Consider the following 22,557-nt stretch of genomic DNA (forward strand, 5'->3'; position numbering starts at 1 on the left):
ACTCAGAGCGGCTTGGCCAGCACCGCGCCTCATCGAACAAGAGGCACCGCGACGGGAAAGCGCGTGGCAACGCGCCAGGACACCCCCGTGCAAGCGAGATCGCCTCAGAATGGCTTGGCCAGCACCAGCCACACCACGACGATCAATCCGAACAGCGGCAGTTCGTTGAACCACCGCAGCGCCGTGGGCGAAGGCAGCGACTTGCCCTTCGCGGCGTTCTTCAGCCAGCGGCCGGTGACGATGAAGTGCACCAGCATCAGCGCGACCAGCGTCAACTTGGCATGCAGCCAGCCGCCGCTGATGCCGAAACCGAACCACAACACACCGCCCAGGATCACCGCGATGCCGAACATGCTGTGGCCAAAACCGTAGAGGCGGCGTCCCATCAGCTGCAGGCGCGCCTGCACGTCGGCCTGCCCCGCCGTCTCGGCCAGGTTGACCAGGATGCGCGGCAGGTAGAACACCGTCGCCATCCAGGCGATGACGAAGACGAGGTGGAAGGTCTTGACCCACAGGTAAAGGCTGGCTTGGTCCACGCTGGCCGACTCCATCGCTTGGAAGGGTGATGCGGGATTCTCCGCTACCGTCGCAAGGCCTGTCCAACTTCCGGGATGCCGGCTTGCCGTCGTTCCAGCGTAAGCTGGAACCCAGCTTGATTCTGCCGCTGCGCACGCTCCCACGAAAATGCAACGGCAACGTGGATCCCGGCTTGACCAGCCATTCGGCTGTTGAAAACCGCCGGGATGACGACCAAGCGCTTCTTTTCCACTACCCGCGTACTTCAATGACCAAGCATTACGACGCCGACTACTTCCAGCGCTGGTACCGCGACGGCGACATCGGCGGCGCACCCCGGCTCGCGCGCAAGGTCGCACTGGCCGTCGCGGTGGCCGAGTACCACCTGGAGCGCCCGATCCGCACGGTGCTCGATATCGGATGCGGCGAGGGCGCCTGGCGCGCACCGCTGCTGAAGCTGCGACCGAAGCTGCAGTACCTCGGCTTCGACAGCAGCGAGTACGCGATCCGCCGCTTCGGGCGCACGCGCAACCTGCACTACGCGCGCTTCGAGGACTTCCAGTACCTGCGCCCCTGCGAACCCGTCGACCTGCTGGTGTGCTCGGATGTACTGCATTACGTGCCCACGCGCGAACTCAAGCGCGGCCTGACCGGGCTGGCGGAGCTGTGCGGCGGGGTGGCCTTCCTGGAGACGTTCGCCAGGGAAGACGACTTCGAGGGCGACCATGAGGGCTTCCAGCCGCGCAGGGCGGCGTGGTATCGGCAGGCCTTCAATGGCGAAGGGTTCCAGTCCGTCGGCAATCACTGCTGGTTGGGGCCACGCCTGGCCGGCGATGTGGCCGTGCTGGAGGCCGCGGACTACCGGCCGATAACCTGAACAGGCCACGGGCGGCAACTGACCCTTTGCGGTATGCTGCGACGCAGCACCATGCACCAAAATCGGGATTCCGGACTGCCATGACCCTGTACCAACTGCACGAACTCGGACGCGCATGGATGGCGCCGCTGGCCTACATGGCCGAAGCGAACGCGCGCATCTTCTCCGCTCCGACCAGTTGGCTGTCCAACCTGCCGGGCGCCGAACGCATCGCGGCGGGCAACGAACTCGTGCACCGCATCGGCAAGGATTACGAAAAGCCGGCGTGGGAGATCCGCGAGGTCGAGGCGCATGGCCGTACCGTGCCCGTGGTGGAACTGGAAGCGCTGAAGAAGCCGTTCTGCCGGCTGCTGCGCTTCAAGCGCTATACCGACGATGCCGACACCATCGCGCTGCTGAAGGACGACCCGGTGGTGCTGGTGGTGGCGCCGTTGTCGGGCCATCACGCCACCCTGCTGCGCGACACGGTGCATACCCTGCTGCGCAACCACAAGGTGTACGTGACCGACTGGGTGGACGCCCGCATGGTGCCGGCGTCCGAAGGCGCCTTCAGCCTGGACGACTACGTGGCCTACGTGGAGGAATTCATCCGCCACATCGGCGCCGAGAAGCTGCATGTGATCAGCGTCTGCCAGCCGACCGTGCCCGTGCTGGCCGCCGTGTCGCTGATGGCCGCGCGTGGCGAAGCCACGCCGCGCTCGCTAGTGATGATGGGCGGCCCGATCGATGCGCGCCGTAGTCCCACCGAAGTCAACAGCCTGGCCACGCGCAATCCCCTGTCGTGGTTCGAGCACAACGTCATCCACACGGTGCCGATGCCCTACCCGGGCGAAGGCCGCCGCGTGTATCCCGGCTTCCTGCAACACGCCGGATTCATCGCGATGAATCCCAGCCGCCACTTCATGTCGCACTGGGACTTCTACAGCGACCTGGTGAAGGGCGACCTTCAGGATGCCGAATCGCACCGCAGGTTCTACGACGAGTACAACGCCGTGCTGGACATGCCAGCCGAGTATTACCTGGACACCATCCGCACCGTGTTCCAGGAATTCCTGCTGCCGCGCGGCATGTGGAAGGTCAACGGCGAACTGGTGAAGCCCGCCGCGATCCGCAAGACCGCGCTGATGAGCATCGAAGGCGAACTGGACGACATTTCCGGCCAGGGCCAGACCGCTGCCGCGCACGATCTGTGCACCGGCATTCCCAAGCCCCACCACAAGCACCTGACCGTCGAGGGCGCCGGCCATTACGGGATCTTCAGCGGTCGCCGCTGGCGCGAGAAGGTCTATCCGCAGGTGCGCGACTTCATCGCGAAATACGCCGGCTGACGCATCGCCTGGTGTGGGATCGACGTCAGTCGCGAAGCTTTTGAAGAACCACCGGCGCCTCCATGCCGACGCAAGAAAAGGCCGCCCTCACAGGCGGCCTTCTCGTTCGCGACACGCGTCGCGCCCACATCGATCATTCACACCACCGGCGTGCGCACCAGCAGGTGCTTGGCCAGCCAGCCGTGGAAGCGGCCGACCATGCGCGCCAGGTGCAGGGTGACGAACAGCAGGACGATGCCGAAGACGGACACCAGCGGCAGCATCCAGGGCGCGTCGGTGATCATGTTCCAGTCGCCGAAGCTCATCACGTAGTCGAACGGCAGGAAGTACGCCACCGGCGCCGCGATGAAGCCCAGCGACACGGCCAGCAGCGTGATGGCCACCGAAAAGTACAGGACGCCCAGCGGATGCATCAGCAGCAGGTACAGCATCGCCGTCCAGGTACGGCCGTCGGTGAACAATTCCTTCAGGCGCGTCGTCCACGGCTTGTCGCGCTGCGTGTAAAGCGGACGGCGCGGCATGCGTTCGCCCAGCAGCACTTCCACCACGCGCCCCTCCACCAGCGACAGCAGGCGCACCGACATCAGGAACAACAGCAGCAACGGAATGCCGATGATCAGGATCATCAGACCGAACGACAGGCTGGCGCCGGTCACGACCCAGGTGAAGTAGAACGTGCCGGTGGCCAGCGACAACAGCATGTAGAACAGCGCACCGTAGGTACGGGCATCGGCGGCCACGCCGAAGAACCGTCCCAGCAGCGACCTGCGCTTCGGCGGTAGCGGCGGACGCAGGGCCTTGGCGACGGTGACCTCGGTCTCGCGGTAGATGTCGGCAACTTCCTCCGGCGCGCCGTAGCTGCCGGCGACCGAGGCGATCACCTCGGCTTCGGACTTGCCGGGGTTTTCGGCCAGTTCCGAGCGCAGGTATTCCTCCGCGTCGTAGACGGCGTCCTGGATCATCGCCTTGTCCGCACCGGCGAGCGCGGCGCGCAGCTGCTCTAGGTACTCGGGAATCGTGGTGGGCAGGCGGCTGCCCGGGTCGGTGGTGGTGTTCATGCAGGAATCCCCTCAAGCACGGAATCGACGGAATCGCGGGTGGCGCGCCAGGCGGCGGCCCAGGACTGCAGGGTCTGTCGCCCCGCCTCGGTGATGCGGTAGTAGCGGCGCGGCGGGCCCGCGACCGACGGCTCGACGAAGCTGTCCAGCAAGCCGCCGCCCTCCAGGTTGCGGAGTACCGGGTACAGGGCACTCTGCTTTCCGCTGAGCACGCCGTCGCCGACACGCTCCAGCTGCTTGGCGATCAGGTAGCCGTACAACGGCTCGCCCGCGCGGGCCAGGACCGCCAGCAGCGCCAGCGACACCGTGCCGGCGCTCAGCTCCTTCTGGAACTTCTTCAGATGGATATCGGGTTCACTCATGGCTCCCCCCTTCGCGGCACATCCGCTAGGTTGGAGACGATGCTATTGCGAACTTTGATATAGCGAATGTGCCAGTAGTCACCGTACCCTGATGCACGGCGACCCGCTCGCGGCGGCTCGACGCCCTGCAGCGACTCGCCGACCCGTCACCGCGAACCGCCCCGGCTGCGTCCTGCCTGCCACCGCGCGGCCGCCAGCAGTCCCGGCAACGCAACGGCCCAGGCGGCCGCCAGCCACAGAAGTCCCCGCCACGCGGGGCTGGCGAACTCGGCGGCTCCCCACCCGCGTGCGGCTGCCAGATACGCCAGGGGGCCGCCGATGCCGCCCAGCAGCGCCCCCGCCCACCACCGCGCCTGCAGGCTGCGCATGGCGCCATTGAGGGTGACGGCCAGCGAGGCCCACAGCGCCAGGATCCAGGCCGGCGCCACCCCACCGCCTGCCATCGAGGCCCGATACGTCACCCAGCCTTGCACCGACGCCACGCCGTCGACCACCAGTCCACACGCCACGGCGAGCACCACCAGTCTCACCTCGTCGCCACGACGCGGTGCCAACGCCAGATGCATGCCAACGAACAACGCCGCGGCCAGCACGCCGGGCCATGCATCACCCCGTCCGGCGGCGATCACCGCGATGAACCACACGATCTGGTTGCCGGCCACATTGAACAGCGTCCGCCATGCGGCCTTCCGGATTCCGAATGCGGAAAGACCGGGGGGCGACGCCCCCCGGCTCTCCTGGCGCAGGTCCCGACTCAAGGCGCCGGCTCGTAGAAATAGGTCTGCACGCGGGCGGTGCCCACCGGCAGGCCGGCCTGGAACGCGGACACGTTGAAGACCGCGTTCAACGCCACGGCCGCTTCGTCGTTGAGCGTCAGTCGCACGTTGTCCAGCTGCACGGAACCAGCACGCGCGTGCAGTCCGCGCACGACGGGCGCGCCAACCAACGTGATGTCGAACAGCGGCAGGCGTCCCAGCACGCTGTCGTTGACCTTCACCAGTCCGGTCAACACCGGGGCGGCACCGGTCGTGTCGATGGTGTAGCTGCTCAGGTTGACCTCGGTGGCCCCGGCGCGCAGCGTCAGGCCGCCCGCATGGTCCACCTCGCCCTTCAGGGTGCCCAGATCCAGCTCGCCGCCGGGGATGGGGAACGAAGCGCTCGCGCCCCGCAGCCGGGCGGGATACGAGGCTTTCACGGAGACGCCCAGCGAGGTCAGCGCGCCCACCAGGTCGGCGGACAGCTGCACGCGGGTATCGCCGCCCAGCGTGTTGACGGTGGGCGACGCGAATGCGGCCGAAGGCAGCAGCGCGGCCATGACCAGGACCAGGCCACGGAGTCGAAGCGTTTTCATGAGGGATTCCTGTGAAGTGGGTTTCGGGGGAATGACAACGACAGGGCACGCGCGGGTTCGACGCTTCCCACGGCCCTCGGCGCGTGCATCGAAGGCCATCGGCCATACGCGGGCGCAACCGCCGTGGATGCGGGGCACGTGGCATCGGGCCGACCGTCCGATGGACGGCGGCCTGCGGATTCGCTGATGTGCACGCGCCGTGAAGGACGGCCCGGGAAGGAACTATTTGACGCGCCGCTTTTCCAGCTTGCGCGCCAGCGTGCGCCGGTGGAGTCCCAGCCTGCGTGCGGCCTCGGAAATGTTGAAGTCGCTGGCCGCCAGCGCTTCATGGATGTGTTCCCACTCCAGCGTCTTGATCGAGGTGGTGCGCGCGCTCAGTTCCACATCGGCATCGCCGACGGCGCGCTGGAAAGCCGCCTCGATGTCGTCGGTGTTGGACGGCTTGGCCAGATAGTGGCGCGCGCCCAGCTTGATCGCCTCCACCGCCGTGGCGATGCTGGCATAGCCGGTCAGCACCACGATCACCATCTCCGGATCGGCGTCGTGCAGGAGCCTGACGCTGGACAGGCCGGACGCACCGCCGGCCAGCTTCAGGTCCACCACCGCATGCGTGGGCGCGAATTCGCCCAGCAACGCCGCCATGCCCTCCTCGCCGGCGAGATGGCGCACCTCGTAGCCGCGCCGCTCGAACGAGCGCACCAGCGTGCGCGCGAACGCCGCGTCATCCTCGACGATCAGCAACCGGCGCTCATTCTTGGCCGTCATCATCCGGGTCCTCGATCGCGATCGCCGCCAGCGGCAGCGTCACCGTCACCACCGCACCGCCCTGGGGGCGATTCTCCGCCTGCAGCCGGCCGCCCAGCGTGCGGGCCACGTTGACCGACAGGAACAGGCCCAAGCCACCGCCCGGCCGTCCCTTGCTGCTGTTGTAGGGCGTGCCGAGCCGCTGCAGGATGCCCGGCTCGAACCCGGGTCCGGCATCGGCCACCACCACCACCACGGCGTCGTCCTCGCAGCGCACGTCCAGGGCGACCCAGTCGGGTGAAGCTTCCAGCGCGTTGTCCAGCACGTTGAACACCATCTGCCGAAGGCCGGCATCGGTGACGATACGCGGATCGGGGCCGCTCTGGTTGCGGTAATCGAAGCGGGGCGGATTCCGCGCCTGTTCCCATTCATGCGCCAGTTCGTCGAACAGCGCATGGAGCGTGGTTTCGGTGGGCGCTTCGGCGCGGGTCTCGCCGGCGGCCATCAGGATGTTGGTGACGATGGATTTGCAGCGGGCCACCTGCGCCTGCATTTCCAGCACGTCGTTGTGCAGCTCGCCGTCGGAGGCCATGGTGGGCAGGTGCTGCCAGTCGCCCAGGATCACCGACAGCGTGGAAAGCGGCGTGCCCAGCTCGTGCGCGGCCCCTGACGCCAGCAGGCCGATGCGCACGATGTGCTCCTCCTCCACCGCCCGCTGGCGCAGCTCGGCCAAGCGCGCATCGCGCTCACGCAGGATGCCGCCGATGCGGGTGATGAACACCACCAGCAAGCCGGCGATCAGCAGGAAGCAGACCAGCAACCCCTGCACGTAGTGATCCGCCAGCCCACGCGCAGGCGCCACCGCCAGCTTCAGCGGCGCAGGCACGGCCGCGAGTCCGACGACACACAGCGCCGCGGCGACCGCGATTACCCAACTGCCGGGCGAACGCAACAGCACCGTGCCGATCACCACCTGCAGCAGGAACAGGAACACGAACGGATTGGCGATGCCGCCGGACAGGTACAGCTGCACCGTGAGCGAGGCCACGTCCACCAGCAGGCCAACCAGCAGGGCCGAATGCGAAACCTGTGTGTGGCGCCGGCACCACAGGTGGCTGGCCAGGTTGAACAGCACCAGAGCGGCCAGCACGGCAAACATCGGCTGCAGGGGCAGTGCGACGCCCAGGCCGTACTGCACCACCAGGATCGTCGCCACCTGTCCCACCACCGCGATCCAGCGCAGCTGGATGAGCTGCTGCAGGTTGCGCAGGCCCGCACGATCGTACGACCCCGCCAGGCGTACAGCCGGCGGGGCAGGATCGTCTGGAGCTTCAGCCTGGCGGAAGTACATGCGTGTCCCGGGAGGAGTGTCGGCGCCGATCATCGCGCAAGCGGCGTTCCGACGCGACCAGGACGCCTGCGGCTACCAGCGTCAGCAACGCCATGCCGAACCAGGTCAGGGCGTAGGACAGGTGCGGATCGCGGAACTTCACCACCGTCATGCCGCCGCGCGGCCAACCACGGCCGCCCGGGTCGGCATCGGCATCGATGAAGAAGGGGGCGACCTGCGCAGCCGGCAATCCCTGCCTGCGTGCGATCGCGGCGACATCGCGCGAATACCAGCGGTCCTGCATCGGCAGGTTGCGGCGCAGGAAGCCGCCACCGGGCTCACTGATGCGCAACAGGCCTTCCACGACCACCGGGCCCCGTGGTGCGCGCGACGCGGTGGCGCCGGCCGGCACGAAGCCCCGATTGACCAGCACGTAGTCACCGTTGTCGGCCTGCAAGGGCTGCAGCAGCCAAAAGCCGCCGCCGAGTTCGGTCACCGCCTGCGTGCGTACCAGCCGGTCCTGCAGGAAGTGTCCGGCCACCCGGATGCGCCGATAGCCATGGTCCGCCTCGGTGATGACGGGCCACTGCACGCGGGAAGGCGCCGGAACGGCCGCCGCATGGATGCGTGCATCGACGCGGGCGATCAGGTCGTGCTTCCACCCCATCCGTTGCAGCTGCCACACACCCAGCACGACGAATCCGCAGAAGGCGAATACCAGCAGCGCCGCGAACGCGACCCGCCAGCGCGCGCGCGGCGGCGGCATGGCAGCCGCGTCGGTCACGGCAGGCTCTGGACCGCGTCCTGCATCCGCTGCATGTCGTGCGCGCCCGGCATCATGTGGGTGTTCATGTTGTGCATGACCCACAACGTGCCGGCCAGCACGATCACCAGCAGCACGGCGGTGAAGATCAGCGCGAACAGGTTCCAGCCGCCTTCCGACTTCGGGTTCATGTGCAGGAAATACACCATGTGCACGACGACCTGCACCATGGCGAAGGCCAGGATCACCAGCGTGGTGATGGCCGGCGTGGGCAGCACCTTGGCCATCACCAGCCAGAACGGGATCGCGGTCAGCACGACCGACAGCACGAAGCCGGTGACGTACTCCTTCACGCTGACGTGCGGAATGCCGTCCTCGAGGAAGTCGTCGTGTTCGGAGTGGGAAGAAGGATGACCCATCACTGCACGCCCATCAGGTAGACGAAGGTGAAGACGCCGATCCAGACGACGTCGAGGAAATGCCAGAACATCGACAGGCAGGCGATGCGGCGCGTGGTGGTCCGGTTCAACCCCCACTTGCGCACCTGTACGCACAGCACGACCAGCCAGATGACGCCGAACAGCACGTGCAGGCCGTGCGTGCCGACCAGGGTGAAGAACGCCGACAGGAACGCGCTGCGCTGGGGTCCCGCACCGATATGGATCAGGTGATGGAACTCGTAGACCTCGATCGACAGGAAGGCCAGACCCAGCAGACCGGTGACCAGCAGCCAGCCGATCGTGCCGCGGCTGTTGCGCTTCATCATCGCCAGCATCGCGAAGCCGTAGGTGATCGACGAGACCAGCAGAATGCCGGTATTGATGGCGATCAGGTGCAGGTTGGGCAGGAACAGGTCGCGGCCGGACGGGCCCGCGGCGTAGCTGCCCGAGAACACCCCGAACGTGGCGAACAGGCTGCCGAAGATCATCAGGTCGCTGAGCAGGTAGATCCAGAAACCCAGCAGCGTGCCGTTCTCAGGATGGTGCCTGCCCTCGGTGTCCAGGAACACCGGCGAGCCGTCGGGTCGATTGAGGGCGATGGACTCAGACATGGGCGTGGTTTGCAAGGCCTTGGTTCGGGAGTGCGCGCTCCAGCTGTTCGGTGCGCGCCTGCTCGGTGCGGGCAACCTCGTCGGCCGGAATGTAGTAGTCGCGGTCGCGATCGAAGCTGTGCCAGATCGCATAGGCGATCGTCGCCAGCAGCGACACGCCCGCCAGCCACCAGACGTGCCAGATCAGCGCGAAGCCGCACACCGTGCTCAGCGCCGACAGGACCACGCCCGCACCGGTGTTACGCGGCATATGGATGGCCTTGAAGCCACTCTTCGGACGCTCGAACCCGCGCTGCTTCATGTCCGTCCAGGCGTCGGTGTCGTGCACCACCGGGGTGAACGCGAAGTTGTAGTCCGGCGGTGGCGAGGACGTGGACCATTCCAGCGTGCGCCCGCCCCACGGATCGCCGGTGTGGTCGCGCAGCTGCTCGCGTCGGCGGAAGCTGACGTAGATGCAGTACAGGAAGGCGGCGATGCCGATAGCCACCAGCACCGCGCCGAAGGCCGCGATCTGGAACCAGATCTGCAGCGAAGGGTCCTCGAAATGACTCATGCGGCGGGTCACGCCCATCAGGCCCAGCACGTACAGCGGCGTGAACGCGAACCAGTAGCCGGCCAGCCAGAACCAGAACGAGACCTTGCCCCAGAAGTCGTCGAGACGGAAGCCGAAGGCCTTGGGGAACCAGTGCGTCATCGCCGCAAACAGGCCGAATACCACGCCGCCGATGATGACGTTGTGGAAGTGCGCCACCAGGAACAAGCTGTTGTGCAGCACGAAGTCCGCCGGCGGCACCGCCAGCAGCACGCCGGTCATGCCGCCAACCACGAAGGTCACCATGAAGCCCATCGTCCACAGCATCGGCACCTCGAACCGGATGCGGCCGCGGTACATGGTGAACAGCCAGTTGAAGATCTTCGCGCCCGTCGGGATCGAGATGATCATCGTGGTGATGCCGAAGAACGAGTTGACGCTGGCGCCCGACCCCATGGTGAAGAAGTGGTGCAGCCACACCAGGTACGACAGCACGGTGATGCAGACCGTGGCGTAGACCATCGACGAGTAGCCGAACAGGCGCTTGCCGGAATACGTGGACACGATCTCGGAGAACACGCCGAACAGCGGCAGGATCAGGATGTAGACCTCAGGATGGCCCCAGATCCAGATCAGGTTGACGTACAGCATGGCGTTGCCGCCGAGATCGGTGGTGAAGAAGTTGGTGCCCACGTAGCGGTCCAGCGTCATCAGGGCCAGCACCGCCGTCAGCACCGGGAACGACACCACGATCAGCACGTTGGTGCACAGCGCCGTCCAGGTGAACACCGGCATCTTCATCATGCCCATGCCCGGCGCGCGCATCTTCAGGATGGTCACCAACAGGTTGACGCCGGACAACAAAGTGCCGACACCGGCGATCTGCAGCGCCCAGATGTAATAGTCCAGCCCGACCCCGGGGTCCTGGTTGCCCAGGTTGGACAGGGCCAGCCAGCCGGAGGTCGAGAACTCGCCCAGGAACAGCGACAGCATGACCAGCACCGCGCCCGCGGTGGTCATCCAGAAACTGAAGTTGTTGAGGAACGGGAACGCCACGTCGCGCGCGCCGATCTGCAGCGGCACCAGGTAGTTCATCAGGCCGGTGACCAGCGGCATGGCCACGAAGAAGATCATGATCACGCCATGGGCGGTGAAGATCTGGTCGTAGTGGTGCGGCGGCAGGTAACCCAGATTGTCGCCGAAGGCCATGGCCTGGTGCAGGCGCATCATGATGGCGTCGGCGAAGCCTCGCAGCAGCATCACCAGGCCCAGCACCATGTACATGATGCCGATCTTCTTGTGGTCGATGCTGGTGAACCACTCGCGCCACAGCCAGCCCCACAACTTGTATTTCGTGATCACCGCGAGCAGCGCAAGGCCGCCGAGGCAGGTGCCGACGAAGGTCGCGGCGATGATCGGATCGTGCAGCATGGGAATCGCATCCCAGGCCAGGCGACCGGTGATCGGGGAGTGCGTGACGGTACTGGTATCGAAAGCCATCTTGCTGATCCGGTGAATCCAGGAATGCGGCGACCGGGCGCGTCAGGGCGCCTTAAGGCCACCGGCGGTGGGAACGGGCGAGATGCGATCCGCCGCCTGCGCCGTCTCGACCGTGCAGAGTTCGGCACGGACGAACGGACCGGCGGCGAGGTTGCCGCGGCGCGGCCGCTGCAATGCCTGCATGCCGTCGAGGCCACGTCCGCCCATGGCGTCGTAGGCCATCATCTGGTCCATGCACAGGCGGTCGGTGTCGACGCAGCGGTTGACCACCGCATCGAACAGGCCGGGATCGACCGACGCGTACAGGCGCGCCGGCTCGCGCGAACTGGGCACTTCCAGCTTCAGGTACTCGGCGCGGGTCAATGCCTGGCCTCCCGTCCGGGCTTCGGCGATCCAGCGATCGAAGCCTTGATCGGACAATGCGTGGAAACGGAAGCGCATGTGCGAGAAGCCCTCGCCGCTGTAGTGCGAGGAGAATCCTTCGTACTCGCCTTCCTTGTTCATGACGGCGTGGAGCTTGGTCTCCATCGCCGGCATCGTGTAGATCATGCCCGCCAGCGCCGGCACGTAGAACGCATTCATCGTGGACGACGACGTCAGCCGGAAGGTGATGGGACGGTCGACCGGCGCCGCCATCTGGTTGACCGAGGCCACGCCGTACTCCGGATAGACGAACAGCCACTTCCAGTCCAGCGCGACCACCTGCACTTCCAGCGGTTTGACGTCGGCCGGCACAGGGCGTCCCTCGCCGATGCGTCCCAGCGGGCGGTACGGGTCGAGCAGGTGCGTGCCGATCCACGTCACCGCGCCCAGCGCGATGATGATGAGCAGCGGCACGCCCCAGATCACCAGCTCCAATTGGGTGGAGTGGTCCCAGTCGGGCTTGTAGGTGGCGCGCGTGTTCGCGGCGCGGTAACGCCAGGCGAACCAGAACGTCAGCGCGATCACCGGCACGATGACGATGAGCATCAGCACGGTGGCCACGACGATCAGATGGCCCTGGCGGGCCGCGATATCGCCTGCCGGGTTCAGGACCAGCAGGTTGCATCCCGACAGCATGGACGCGGCGGACATCGCCACGGCGGCCTGCAGGGTTCTGCGCACGAAGGACATGGGCATGGGGGGTCTGCCGATTGATCCAGATCAATGTAGTGCGCCCCGCGTTCCGGGAGTATTGGACGTTTTGTCCTATCGCGGATGCGCGCCCGGTCTGCGAGTCTATGGTCGCCCCTCCCCTGCCCGGCCCGGCGGCCCCTGCGCGATGTCGACGATCAGCCCCACCCGTTCCACCCACGACCATGGCACCAAGGCCGATGCCGATGTCGCCCCGGGCGAAATCGCCGTCGGCGTGGTGATCGGACGCGCATCGGAATACTTCGACTTCTTCGTCTTCGGCATCGCCTCGGCGCTGGTGTTCCCGGCGGTGTTCTTTCCTTTCATGGACCGTCTGCAGGGCACGCTGTGGTCGTTCGCACTGTTCGCGCTGGCGTTCGTCGCGCGGCCGTTCGGCACCATGCTGTCGATGAAGGTCCAGGCACGCTGGGGACGCGGCATCAAGCTGACCGTGGCGCTGTTTCTGTTGGGCACGGCGACCGCGGGCATCGCCTTCCTTCCCGGTTACGGCACGCTCGGCGGCACCGCCATCGTGCTGCTCGCCCTGTTCCGCGTGTTGCAGGGCCTGGCGATGGGCGGCTCGTGGGACGGCCTGCCGTCGCTGCTGGCATTGAACGCCCCCAAGGACCGTCGCGGCTGGTACGCCATGCTCGGGCAGTTGGGCGCGCCGGTGGGATTCATCGTGGCCGCGGGCGTCTTCGCTTTCCTGTACGCCAGCCTGGAGCCGGCCGACCTGCTGTCGTGGGGCTGGCGTTATCCGTTCTTCGTCGCGTTCGCCATCAATGTGGTGGCGCTGTTCGCCCGCCTGCGCATCGTGGTGGCCGAGGAGTACCAGCACCGCATGGGCGAACTGGAACTGGAACCCACGCCGGTGCGCGAACTGTTCCGGGCCAAGGGCCGCCACGTGGTGATCGGGGCGTTCGCGGCACTGGCCAGCTATGCGCTGTTCCACATCGTCACCATCTTCCCGCTGTCGTGGATCCTGCTGTACTCGCAGCAGTCCATCGTCAGCTTCCTGATCGTGCAGATCGTCGGCGCGTTCATCGCTGCTGGCGCCATCGTGGCCTCGGGCGTGATCGCCGACCGCTTCGGCCGGGCGCGCACGCTGGGCGCACTGGCCGTGGGCATCGCCATGTTCAGCGGTTTCGCGCCCACGCTGATGGAGGGCGGACCGGTCGGCCAGGGCGCCTTCATCCTGGTGGGCTTCGCACTGCTTGGCCTGTCCTACGGCCAGGCCGCCGGCGCGGTCACCGCCAACTTCGGCCAGCGCTACCGCTACACCGGCGCTGCCCTCACGTCCGACCTGGCCTGGCTGATCGGCGCGGCGTTCGCTCCCCTGGTCGCACTGGGCCTGTGCGCCAACTTCGGACTGGCGTGGCTGGGCGCCTACCTGCTGTCCGGCGCGCTGGGCACGCTGGTTGCCCTTGGCATCAACCGGACCATGAACTACAAGAGCTGACGGCGGCGCAGTCGCACTACAATCCGGGCATCCCCAGCCCCGGAACGTCCATGCGCCTGACGCCCCTGCTGCTCGCCTGCCTGTTCGCCCTGCCCGCCGCGCACGCGGCCGAGCCGCCGAAGTACCTCAGCGCCAAGGAGATCCTGGACGCCTCGCCCGACGCCGACTGGCGCACGCTCGACCCGGCCAGCACGCTGTACATGGACGTGCCCGGTGGACGCGTGGTGATCGAACTGGCGCCGGGCTTCGCGCCGGAGCACGTGGCCAACATCCGCACGCTGGCGCGCGAGGGTTTCTGGAACGGGCTGGCCATCTACCGCTCGCAGGACAACTTCGTGGTGCAGTTCGGCGATGCCGATGCGGAAGACACCGCCAAGGCGAAACCGCTGGGTACGGCGAAGACCAAGCTGCCGGCGGAATTCGCGCGCACGGGCGAAGGCGTGTCCTTGACCCGGCTGCCGGACGTGGACGGCTGGGCGCCCGAGGTCGGTTTCGTCGATGGCTTTCCGGTGGGACGCGATCCGAAGACGAACGAGGTGTGGCTGGCGCACTGCTATGGCGCGCTGGGCGCGGGTCGCGGTGGCCCGCCCGACAGCAGCAATGGCAGCGAACTGTACGTGGTCACCGGCCAGTCGCCGCGGCAGTTGGACCGCAACATCACCCTGGTCGGGCGCGTGGTGAAGGGCATGGAACTGCTCAGCGCGATCCCGCGCGGCCCCGAGCCGATGGGGTTCTACGAGAACGCCACCGAGCGCACGCCGATCGCCGCCATCCGCCTGGCCAGCGAGGTGCCCGAATCCGAGCGCACGCCGCTGCAGGTGCTGCGCACCGACTCCAAGACCTTCGCCGCCGCCACCGAGGCACGCCGCAACCGCCGCGACGGCTGGTACGTGCGCCCGGCGGGCCATATCGACCTGTGCAACGTGCCGTTGCCGGTGCGCTCGCCCCCGGCCCGCTGAGCTCCGCAAACGCCGCCCCGACGGGCGGCGCTTGACAGCCGTGCCCTGCACTTAGATATTTAGCAAATACGTTAATTATCTAAGTGCATATGACGGTCGACCGCATCTTCGACGCTCTGGCCTCCCGCCCGCGCCGCGAAATCCTTGCCTACCTGTCCGCCCAGGAACTCACCGCCGGCGAGATCGCCGCGCGCTTCGACATGAGCGCGCCTGCAATCTCGCGGCACCTGTCGGTGCTGGAAGCCGCTGGTCTAGTCAGCAGCGACAAGCGCGGGCAGTTCGTTTTCTACCGGCTGGCGCCCGACAACCTGGTCAACACGCTGACCGGTTTCGCCTTCGAGGTCTGCCCCAGCGCCGGCCCTCTGAAGCGCGAAGCCAAGGCCCGCGCGCGCGGTACCGCGACACCCAAGCCCCGCTGATCCTCGAGGAGTCCTGCCATGCACCGCCATGCCGATGTCGTCCCGGGGTTCCCCACCGCCCGCATCCGCTCCTACTCGGGCGGGCTGCCGGTGGAGGTGGTGTTGCTGGCGCAACTGGGACCCGGCGCAGGCGATCGCCTGCACGCGGACACAGGCACGTTGCAACGCGCGCATCCGGGCTTCGTGGATGCGCTGGACGAACCGTCGGTACGCATCGCCGCACCGGATTTCGAAGCCGGCGAACGCAGCGCGCTGTACACCTTCACCGTCGGCGCCGACGGCCATCCCTTCCATCGGCACGCCGGGCATCGCACGTTCACCGCGGTGACCGGCAGCGGTGGCGCACGACTACGGTTCTCGACCGCTTCCGATGATCAGATCGCCCGCGATCCGGCGCATTTCGCCGCCGCGCTGCACCAGGTCGACCTTCCCCCCGACGCGCTTTTCAGCGTGCGCTTCGGTGGCGGCACCTGGCACCAGTTCGCGCCGCTTCAGGCGGGCAGTTTGCATCCGGTGCTGTTCGCACTGTCTTGCCACACCGACGAACTTAGCGGGCTGCCACGGGGCGCCCTGCAAGACCAAGTCCTGGCCGGCGACGCGAACATCGCCACGCTGACGGAAACGCTGCCTCCTGCCGTGCAGGCATGGCTGACAGCCCATTCCGCCCATGCGCAGTGCATCCCCACCGTACGGCTGGCCCTGCATGCGCCGCCCGGCACCTGGCAGCAGCACCTCTGCGCTGGCCTGCGCGCACGGGCCGGGCGCGTCCGCACGCGGCTGGCGGGCTGGTGTGGCGAGATCGGCTTCGTCGAAGGACGGGCATCGCCGGTGAAGGCACTGCCGTCTCCGCCCACGGGATCATTGCTGTCGGAGCACCTGCGGGACTTTCATCACGAGGACACCTTCAGCCTGCGCTTGCAAGGCATGACGAAGGCAACCGCGTCGGCCCTGATGACGGACGTGCTGGAAGGCTTCCTGCAGTACCGCCCCGCCGGCGTTACACGACTGATGCGATTGCGGAATGCGCTGGTGCGCCCGCTGCGGCTGCGCACGTCGCCTCTGGGCTGCCCGGTATCGTCGCTGCTGTCGACGGGCGAAGGGCCGTTGTTCGCCGGACGATATCCGGTACTGGCGCAGCGCATCAACGTGGATGGGCGGCGCGCACAGGTGATCCTCGGCGCGGACGATCGCCATCTGGCGTTCCGGTCCTGCGTGGGCGTGCAGATCACCGATGCAGGCGTGGAGATCACCCTCGGCACGCGCGTGCAGTGCGCCAATCTCTTCGGACGCGCGTACATGGCCGCGATCAGCGGCGTGCACCACGCCTATATCGCGCCGGCGATGCTGCGCATGGCGGTGGAAGGTGCGGTGCGGCGGCACGCACCGCTGACACTGGCGCAGGGGCTGTTCGCCTGACGCCGCTCAGGCGGCGCGCTGGCTGGCCGCCACGCTGCCCAGGATCAGCACGCCTGCGGCCAGCATCGCCAGCGTGACCGGTTCGCCGAGGAAGGCCCACGCGAAGCCCGCGCCGAACAGCGGCACCAGGTAGGTCACCGTCGATGCGCGGGCCGGGCCGATGCGCTGGATCAGCCGGTAATACAGCAGGAACGCATAGCCCGTGCAGACCACGCCGATGGCGATGGCAGCGCCCCACGCACCGGGCGGGATGCGGGCCGTCGGCCAATGCGTCGCCGCGAACGGCAGCACCAGTAGCGCCGCGCAACCGAGCGTTGCGGCGGCGGCCGCCGCCGGTGGAATCCCCGACAGGTGCTTGCGTACCAGGTTCACGCCCACGCCATAGAGCAATGCCGCCGTGGAGCCGGCCACCACCGCGCCGCCCACACTCAGGCCACCCGCCTTGCTGGTCGCCAGCACCACCACGCCGACGAACCCCACAAGCAGCGCGAGCGAACGGCGCGTACCGATCTTTTGCCCGAAGAACAGAAAGCCCACCAACGCGGCGAACAGCACGGTCATGGCGTTGCAGATCGCACCGATCGCGGCCGGCGACCGTTGCGCCGCCCACGCGAACAGCAGGAACGGGATGGCCGAATTGATCGCGCCGATCATGGCCAGGCGCGGCCACATGCCGGCGCGGAAGTGCGCACGTTCTCGCCACAGGAATGGCAGCAGGATCAGCGCACCCAGCGCCAGCCGCACCTCGACCAGCGCAAACGGCCCGAACGGATTCGCGGCGATGCGCATGAAGAGAAACGAACTGCCCCAGATCGCGCCCAACGCCAGCAACTCCAGCGGCGTGCGCCAGTCGCGCCCGGCCACCTGCGGGAGGGGGTCTATGGTGGTCGTTGCCTGTGCCATCGCGGGAGCCTCGTTCGTGTCAGGCACCATTCTGGCGTAACGCGATAGCCCCACAAGCGCGTACGATACGGCCAAGCCACAAATCTGGCTTGTGTCTGGAGACGATCATGAGCCTGCGCCCCGCCCTGCTGCCCGCCCTTGGGGTTTTCGCCGCCGCCGCGCGCCACCAGAACTTCGCCCACGCCGCCGACGAACTGCACCTCACGGCGAGTGCCGTCAGCCACCACGTGCGCAAGCTGGAGGCGCTGCTGGGCGTGGTCCTGTTCCAGCGCCACGCGCGCGGCGTGAAGCTGACCCAGGAAGGCAGGCAACTGGCGGATGCCGCCAATGCGGCGCTGGGCGATATCGACGCCGTGGCCTCGCACCTGAAGCTGGCCGGCAAGACCACCACCCTGCGCATCACCACTCTGCATTCGCTCGCCTACTGCTGGCTGCTGCCGCGGCTGCCGCGCTTCTGCGCGCGCCATCCGCACATCCGCCTGCACGTGGATACCGGCATCGCGCTGACGCGCTTCGATGACGAAGGCCCCGAACTGGGCATCCGCCACGGACCCGGGCACTGGGCAGGCCTGACCGCGCATCACCTGATGGACGACGAACTGTTCCCGGTCGCGTCGCCCGCCCTGCCCGGCATCGACGCCGTGCTGGAACCGCGCCAGATCGCCCGGCTTCCGCTGGTGACGGACCTGGCACTGCAAGGCTGGCGCGACTGGTTCCGTGCCGCGGGCGTGCGCGGGCTGCGCCTGCCGGCGATGCACAGCTTCAACGACAGTACCGATGCGATGCGCGCGGCCGTGTACGGCGTCGGTGCCGCGCTGGCGCGCCGCCATGTCGCCCAGCCGTATCTTCAGCGATACGAACTGGTGCGGTTACCGGGGCCCGCACTGAAAGCGCGCTTCGCCTACTACGCCGTGCACCCGGCGCACAAACCGCCCAGCGCCGCGGCGCAGGCCTTCATCGACTGGCTGAAGGAAGAGGCGCGCGACGAACGCACGCCACTGCCGCCGATGCCGGACGACTTGCTGGGACGCGGCGCGCATCGATAGTCCCCGAGAGGCTCAGGGCACGGCTTTCAGCGCCTGCACCACGATCGGTTTAAGCGCACGGATATTGGGGTCTTCAGATTGATCGGCTTCCAGATGGACACTCATCAGGAACGCCATCAGATCGTGGCGACGTGCAAGCCAGGCCGTATCCGCATAGGCCTGCTTGGTGTCGCCCAGCCTTGGCGGCATCGCGTCGAACCAACGCCTCCATGCCGCTTCATCGAGCAGGCCGCGCTTCGCGGCGTACAGCACCGGCCGCGCCAGCCGCCCCGGCTCGCCGAAGACATAAGCGTGTGCGCTTTCCGGCACCACCTGTTCCGACACGGCCTGCAGCAACACCTCCACCTGCGCGCGATCCACCTGCGCGTTGAGCACCAGTTGCAGCAACCAGTCGGCACCATGCGCCACGCCGTGCCGCCACCCCTCGACCGCATCGAAACCGCGATAGTCGCGCACCGATGTCAGGTAGTCGGCGGCGCGCGCGACCATGTCGGCGCGTTCATCGGCCGACATCCAGGGCGCGATGCGGTCGGTGCGCGCCACCTCCGACAACACCAGCGCGGCGAAGGGCGGACCGAATCCCGCGGGGTCCTCCTGGCCGAGCATCGCGTACAGGCGATCACGCAAGGCGCGGCGCTGCGCCACGTCCACCTGGCCCGCGCGCAGCCAGGTGCTGAGGCCTTCGTACGCCACGCCATCGCGCAGGGCAGGATCGGGATCGGCCAGGCACGCCGGCAACCCCGCCACCAGGGCGGCGCGCACGTCGTCGGGAACGGCGAACTTCTGCTCGCGCAACACCTGCAGCGAAGCCGGATCGGTGCCCTCGGGCGGACATGCCGCCTGCGCAGGCGAGGAGAGCAGCAGACCCGCCAGCACCCACCATGTCGAAATGCGCATCGTCATCTCCTTGCGTCGGTGGCGATGGTCAGAGGCTGGCGCCGTCGAAGGGCGTCACCTTCAACCCGGCCAGGTCCACACCCGGCAGGCAGCGCACGTTGACGGCCACCATCTGCGCACCGGTCTTGGGGTGAGCCGCCTCGCCGTACGGCGCGATCCCGCAGACGGCGCAGAAGTGGTGACGGATGTGGTGCTTGTTGAACGTGTAGGTCGACAGGTCGCCTTCGGGCGTCTTCAACACCAGCGCCTGGCGCGGGGCGAACCACAACAGGCCCCCACGCCGGCGGCACAGCGAGCAGTTGCAATCGATGACCTCTGCGATGTCGCCTTCGACCTCGAAGGCGATGCGTCCGCAGTGGCAGCTTCCCTCATGCGTCATGTCAGGTTCCTCCGGTGGACTCGCCCAAGCGTATATCGAATGGCACGGGTACAGGCATGACCTTCGGCCTATGCTGTGTGCTCCGCTCACGCCGCACCGCAACAGGATTCCCATGCGCAAGACCCTGCTCGCCGCCGCCCTGCTGGCCTCGATGACCGCCTGCCAGAAGAACGAAGCTCCCGCCGCCGCCCAGGCCCCCGGGACTGCGTCCGCACCGGCGGATACCGCCAAGGCCGATGCGGCCTTCGCCGACCTCTCCAAGCGCGCCCTGGAAGGCTGGCTGCAGCTGTCGCCGGTCAGCGCCACCCAGATCGGCGAGCACAAGTACGACGGCGAGCTCGACGACCTGAGCGCCGCCGGCCGCCAGAAGGCCCTGGAGTTCAGCAGGAAGATCCTGGCCGAGCTGGATGCCACCGACACCGCCGCCCTGTCGCGCGAAAACCAGGTCGACGCCGCCATCCTGCGCAACCAGCTGCAGTACGACATCTGGACCGCGGAAACCCTGCAGAGCTGGGCATGGGATCCGCAGGTGTACAACAACGTCGCCGGCGGCGCGATCTACGGCCTGATGGCGCGCGAATTCGCACCGCTGCCGGACCGCCTGAAGTCCGCCACCGCGCGCATGCAGAAGATCCCGGCGCTGCTGGCGCAGGCGCGCGAGAACCTGGACCCGGCGCGCGTGCCCAAGGTGCACGCCGAGACGGTCGCCAAGCAGAACGCCGGCATCCTCAGCATCGTCGACACCTTCATCACGCCGAACCTCAAGGACCTGGCGGAAGCCGACCGCGCGCAGGCCGAAGCGGCCATCGACGGCCTGAAGAAGGCCGTGGCCGAGCACCAGGCATGGCTGGACAAGACCCTGGTCCCGAACGCGAAGGGCGACTTCCGCATCGGCCAGACGCTGTACGACCAGAAGCTGCAGTTCGCGCTGCTGTCGTCCCTGTCGCGCGCCGACATCAAGCAGCGCGCCGAGGGCGAACTCAAGCGCGTGCGCGAAGAGATGTACGGCATCGCCCGCACCGTGCTGAAGGACAAGCCCGGCGCGCCCGCGCTGCCGGAAACGCCCACCGCCGACGAGCAGCAGAAGGCGATCGAGGCCGCGCTCGAGCTGGCCTACGCCGAGCGCCCGGCACGCGACAAGGTGGTGCCGGATGCCGAAGCGGCGCTGGCGCAGGCCACCGAGTTCGTCCGCAAGCACGACCTGGTCACGCTGCCGGACGCGCCGGTGGAAATCATCGAGATGCCGGAGTTCCAGCGCGGCGTGGCGGTGGCGTACTGCGATTCGCCCGGCCCGCTCGACAAGCACCTGAAGACCTTCTACGCCGTCTCGCCGATTCCGGACGAATGGGACCAGAAGCAGGTCGACTCGTTCCTGCGCGAATACAACAGCCGGATGATCCACCTGCTGAGCATCCACGAAGGCACGCCGGGCCACTACCTGGAAGGCTGGCACTCGGCCAAGTTCCCGTCCACGCTGCGCGCCGTGCTGCGTTCGGGCATGTTCGCCGAAGGCTGGGCCGTGTACACCGAGAAGATGATGGTCGACGCCGGTTACCTGGACAACGATCCGCTGTTCCGCCTGGTGCAGATGAAGTTCTACCTGCGCACGATCGCCAATGCGATCCTCGACCAGGGCGTGCAGGTGGATGGCTGGACGCGCGAACAGGCGATGGACCTGATGGTGCGCCAGACCTTCCAGCAGGAACGCGAGGCCGCCGGCAAGTGGACCCGCGCGCAGCTGACCTCGGCACAGCTGCCGACGTACTTCGTGGGCGTGCAAGAGCACTTCGACATGCGCAAGGCCGCCGAAGCCAAACTGGGCGCGCAGTTCAACCTGAAGGCCTACCACGACCAGGTGCTGTCGTACGGCGCGCCGCCGGTGCGCTTCGTCCGCCAGCTGATGCTGGACGAACCGATCCGATAAGGTCTGCGACAAGACAGAATTGTAGGAGCGGGCCACGCCCGCGATGCTCTTGCGTCATCGATCGAAAAGCATCGCGCCCATGGGGCGCTCCTACAAAAGCCGGGTCTTCGCCACGATCACGCCGTTGCCATCGGCATAGACCCAGTCGCCCGGCGCGATCGACAGGCCGGCGAACGCCACCGGCACGTCCACGTCGCCCAGGCCGCGCTTGTCGGTCTTCATCGGATGCGATGCCAGCGCCTGCACGCCGAGCGGCAAGGCGGCGAGCGCGTCAACGTCGCGCACGCACCCGAAGATCAGGAGGCCGGACCACCCGTGCTTCACCGCATTCGCCGCGATCTGGTCGCCCAGCAACGCGCGCCGCAGCGAACCGCCGCCATCGACCACCATCACCCGGCCCTCGCCCGGCGTGGCCGCCAGTTCGCGTACGCGCGAGTTGTCCTCGAAACATTTCACCGTCACCGCCGGTCCGGCGAAGGCGGTGCGTCCGCCGTAGCTGCGGAACACCGGTTCGGCGACCTGTACGTCGGGGTGTTGGTCACACAGGTCGGGCGTGGTCCAGGACATGCGGCATCTCCGAGGGCGCGGACTGACCGCATGGTAACGCGGACGCGACGGGCACCGGGCTAT

23 protein-coding genes and 1 pseudogene are annotated in these 22,557 nt (G+C 67.5%); 8 read left to right on the forward strand and 16 right to left on the reverse strand.

What is annotated here, in order from left to right; genetic code table 11:
• Nucleotides 1-104: 104 nt before the first annotated feature.
• Entirely contained in the window at nucleotides 105-536 is a 432-nt protein-coding gene (locus tag V8246_RS02130) for a CopD family protein (RefSeq protein ID WP_336187715.1), read from the reverse strand.
• 248 nt (nucleotides 537-784) lie between these two features.
• Here V8246_RS02130 and V8246_RS02135 point away from each other — a divergent pair, with 248 nt between their 5' ends.
• Both V8246_RS02135 and phaZ read left to right on the forward strand, forming a co-directional pair.
• Nucleotides 785-1,393: a class I SAM-dependent methyltransferase gene (locus V8246_RS02135; RefSeq protein WP_336187716.1), complete on the forward strand. Its 609-nt coding sequence runs from the start codon at nucleotides 785-787 to the stop codon at nucleotides 1,391-1,393.
• An 80-nt stretch (nucleotides 1,394-1,473) separates the two neighbouring features.
• Nucleotides 1,474-2,712: pseudogene (phaZ, locus tag V8246_RS02140) on the forward strand (polyhydroxyalkanoate depolymerase); the annotation flags it as partial.
• Between the two features lie 146 nt (nucleotides 2,713-2,858).
• Here phaZ and V8246_RS02145 read toward each other — a convergent pair.
• From V8246_RS02145 to cyoA, 11 genes are all read right to left on the reverse strand, one after another.
• Nucleotides 2,859-3,779: a sensor domain-containing protein gene (locus tag V8246_RS02145; protein ID WP_336187717.1), complete on the reverse strand. Its 921-nt coding sequence runs from the start codon at nucleotides 3,777-3,779 to the stop codon at nucleotides 2,859-2,861.
• On the reverse strand, nucleotides 3,776-4,141 hold the full coding sequence (locus tag V8246_RS02150) for a PadR family transcriptional regulator (RefSeq protein ID WP_162109843.1): 366 nt from the start codon (nucleotides 4,139-4,141) through the stop codon (nucleotides 3,776-3,778). Before V8246_RS02150 ends, V8246_RS02145 begins: the two co-directional genes overlap by 4 nt.
• 146 nt (nucleotides 4,142-4,287) lie before the next feature.
• The gene (locus V8246_RS02155; RefSeq protein ID WP_336187718.1) at nucleotides 4,288-4,803 is read right to left on the reverse strand and encodes a DUF2878 family protein; all 516 of its coding nucleotides are present in this window, start codon (nucleotides 4,801-4,803) and stop codon (nucleotides 4,288-4,290) included.
• Nucleotides 4,804-4,895: 92 nt separating this feature from the next.
• The gene (locus tag V8246_RS02160) at nucleotides 4,896-5,492 is read right to left on the reverse strand and encodes a hypothetical protein (protein ID WP_336187719.1); all 597 of its coding nucleotides are present in this window, start codon (nucleotides 5,490-5,492) and stop codon (nucleotides 4,896-4,898) included.
• A 222-nt stretch (nucleotides 5,493-5,714) separates the two neighbouring features.
• The gene (locus tag V8246_RS02165) at nucleotides 5,715-6,257 is read right to left on the reverse strand and encodes a response regulator transcription factor (RefSeq protein WP_336187720.1); all 543 of its coding nucleotides are present in this window, start codon (nucleotides 6,255-6,257) and stop codon (nucleotides 5,715-5,717) included.
• Nucleotides 6,241-7,587 carry an ATP-binding protein gene (locus V8246_RS02170; RefSeq protein WP_336187721.1) on the reverse strand — a complete coding sequence of 449 codons (1,347 nt, stop codon included), beginning with the start codon at nucleotides 7,585-7,587 and terminating at the stop codon, nucleotides 6,241-6,243. Before V8246_RS02170 ends, V8246_RS02165 begins: the two co-directional genes overlap by 17 nt.
• A complete protein-coding gene (locus tag V8246_RS02175; RefSeq protein ID WP_336187722.1) occupies nucleotides 7,568-8,350 on the reverse strand; it encodes an SURF1 family protein in 783 nt (260 codons plus the stop codon). Before V8246_RS02175 ends, V8246_RS02170 begins: the two co-directional genes overlap by 20 nt.
• Entirely contained in the window at nucleotides 8,347-8,748 is a 402-nt protein-coding gene (cyoD, locus tag V8246_RS02180; protein WP_336187723.1) for a cytochrome o ubiquinol oxidase subunit IV, read from the reverse strand. The genes V8246_RS02175 and cyoD overlap by 4 nt, the downstream gene beginning before the upstream one ends.
• Complete coding sequence (gene cyoC / locus V8246_RS02185) at nucleotides 8,748-9,380, reverse strand: cytochrome o ubiquinol oxidase subunit III (protein WP_336187724.1); 633 nt, start codon at nucleotides 9,378-9,380, stop codon at nucleotides 8,748-8,750. Before cyoC ends, cyoD begins: the two co-directional genes overlap by 1 nt.
• Nucleotides 9,373-11,412 (reverse strand): cytochrome o ubiquinol oxidase subunit I, encoded by a 2,040-nt coding sequence (gene cyoB, locus V8246_RS02190; protein ID WP_336187725.1) that lies wholly within the window; start codon nucleotides 11,410-11,412, stop codon nucleotides 9,373-9,375. Before cyoB ends, cyoC begins: the two co-directional genes overlap by 8 nt.
• Before the next feature lie 42 nt (nucleotides 11,413-11,454).
• Nucleotides 11,455-12,531, reverse strand: coding sequence for a ubiquinol oxidase subunit II (cyoA, locus tag V8246_RS02195; RefSeq protein ID WP_336187726.1), 1,077 nt, complete (start codon nucleotides 12,529-12,531; stop codon nucleotides 11,455-11,457).
• A gap of 142 nt (nucleotides 12,532-12,673) precedes the next feature.
• Here cyoA and V8246_RS02200 point away from each other — a divergent pair, with 142 nt between their 5' ends.
• The 4 genes from V8246_RS02200 (at nucleotide 12,674) to V8246_RS02215 (ending at nucleotide 16,778) form a co-directional block, all read left to right on the forward strand.
• Complete coding sequence (locus V8246_RS02200) at nucleotides 12,674-13,984, forward strand: MFS transporter (protein WP_336187727.1); 1,311 nt, start codon at nucleotides 12,674-12,676, stop codon at nucleotides 13,982-13,984.
• Between the two features lie 50 nt (nucleotides 13,985-14,034).
• Nucleotides 14,035-14,943 carry a peptidylprolyl isomerase gene (locus V8246_RS02205; RefSeq protein WP_336187728.1) on the forward strand — a complete coding sequence of 303 codons (909 nt, stop codon included), beginning with the start codon at nucleotides 14,035-14,037 and terminating at the stop codon, nucleotides 14,941-14,943.
• Nucleotides 14,944-15,032: 89 nt separating this feature from the next.
• Nucleotides 15,033-15,362 carry a metalloregulator ArsR/SmtB family transcription factor gene (locus V8246_RS02210; protein ID WP_336188312.1) on the forward strand — a complete coding sequence of 110 codons (330 nt, stop codon included), beginning with the start codon at nucleotides 15,033-15,035 and terminating at the stop codon, nucleotides 15,360-15,362.
• A gap of 18 nt (nucleotides 15,363-15,380) precedes the next feature.
• Nucleotides 15,381-16,778, forward strand: coding sequence for a DUF2867 domain-containing protein (locus V8246_RS02215; RefSeq protein WP_336187729.1), 1,398 nt, complete (start codon nucleotides 15,381-15,383; stop codon nucleotides 16,776-16,778).
• 6 nt (nucleotides 16,779-16,784) lie between these two features.
• Here the strand turns inward: V8246_RS02215 and V8246_RS02220 are convergent, their stop codons facing one another.
• A complete protein-coding gene (locus V8246_RS02220; protein WP_336187730.1) occupies nucleotides 16,785-17,681 on the reverse strand; it encodes a DMT family transporter in 897 nt (298 codons plus the stop codon).
• Nucleotides 17,682-17,788: 107 nt separating this feature from the next.
• Between V8246_RS02220 and V8246_RS02225 the strand changes: the two genes are divergently transcribed.
• Nucleotides 17,789-18,727: a LysR substrate-binding domain-containing protein gene (locus V8246_RS02225; protein ID WP_336187731.1), complete on the forward strand. Its 939-nt coding sequence runs from the start codon at nucleotides 17,789-17,791 to the stop codon at nucleotides 18,725-18,727.
• A 12-nt stretch (nucleotides 18,728-18,739) separates the two neighbouring features.
• Here the strand turns inward: V8246_RS02225 and V8246_RS02230 are convergent, their stop codons facing one another.
• A complete protein-coding gene (locus V8246_RS02230) occupies nucleotides 18,740-19,624 on the reverse strand; it encodes a DUF2785 domain-containing protein (RefSeq protein WP_336187732.1) in 885 nt (294 codons plus the stop codon).
• 28 nt (nucleotides 19,625-19,652) lie between these two features.
• Nucleotides 19,653-20,003, reverse strand: coding sequence for a GFA family protein (locus V8246_RS02235; protein WP_336187733.1), 351 nt, complete (start codon nucleotides 20,001-20,003; stop codon nucleotides 19,653-19,655).
• A 112-nt stretch (nucleotides 20,004-20,115) separates the two neighbouring features.
• Here V8246_RS02235 and V8246_RS02240 point away from each other — a divergent pair, with 112 nt between their 5' ends.
• On the forward strand, nucleotides 20,116-21,927 hold the full coding sequence (locus tag V8246_RS02240; RefSeq protein ID WP_336187734.1) for a DUF885 domain-containing protein: 1,812 nt from the start codon (nucleotides 20,116-20,118) through the stop codon (nucleotides 21,925-21,927).
• 90 nt (nucleotides 21,928-22,017) lie between these two features.
• Here V8246_RS02240 and rraA read toward each other — a convergent pair whose 3' ends face one another.
• Complete coding sequence (gene rraA / locus V8246_RS02245) at nucleotides 22,018-22,494, reverse strand: ribonuclease E activity regulator RraA (protein WP_336187735.1); 477 nt, start codon at nucleotides 22,492-22,494, stop codon at nucleotides 22,018-22,020.
• Between the last annotated feature and the right edge of the window lie 63 nt (nucleotides 22,495-22,557).

The sequence above is a fragment of the Pseudoxanthomonas sp. F11 genome, assembly GCF_037046485.1.
GTDB lineage: Bacteria > Pseudomonadota > Gammaproteobacteria > Xanthomonadales > Xanthomonadaceae > Pseudoxanthomonas_A.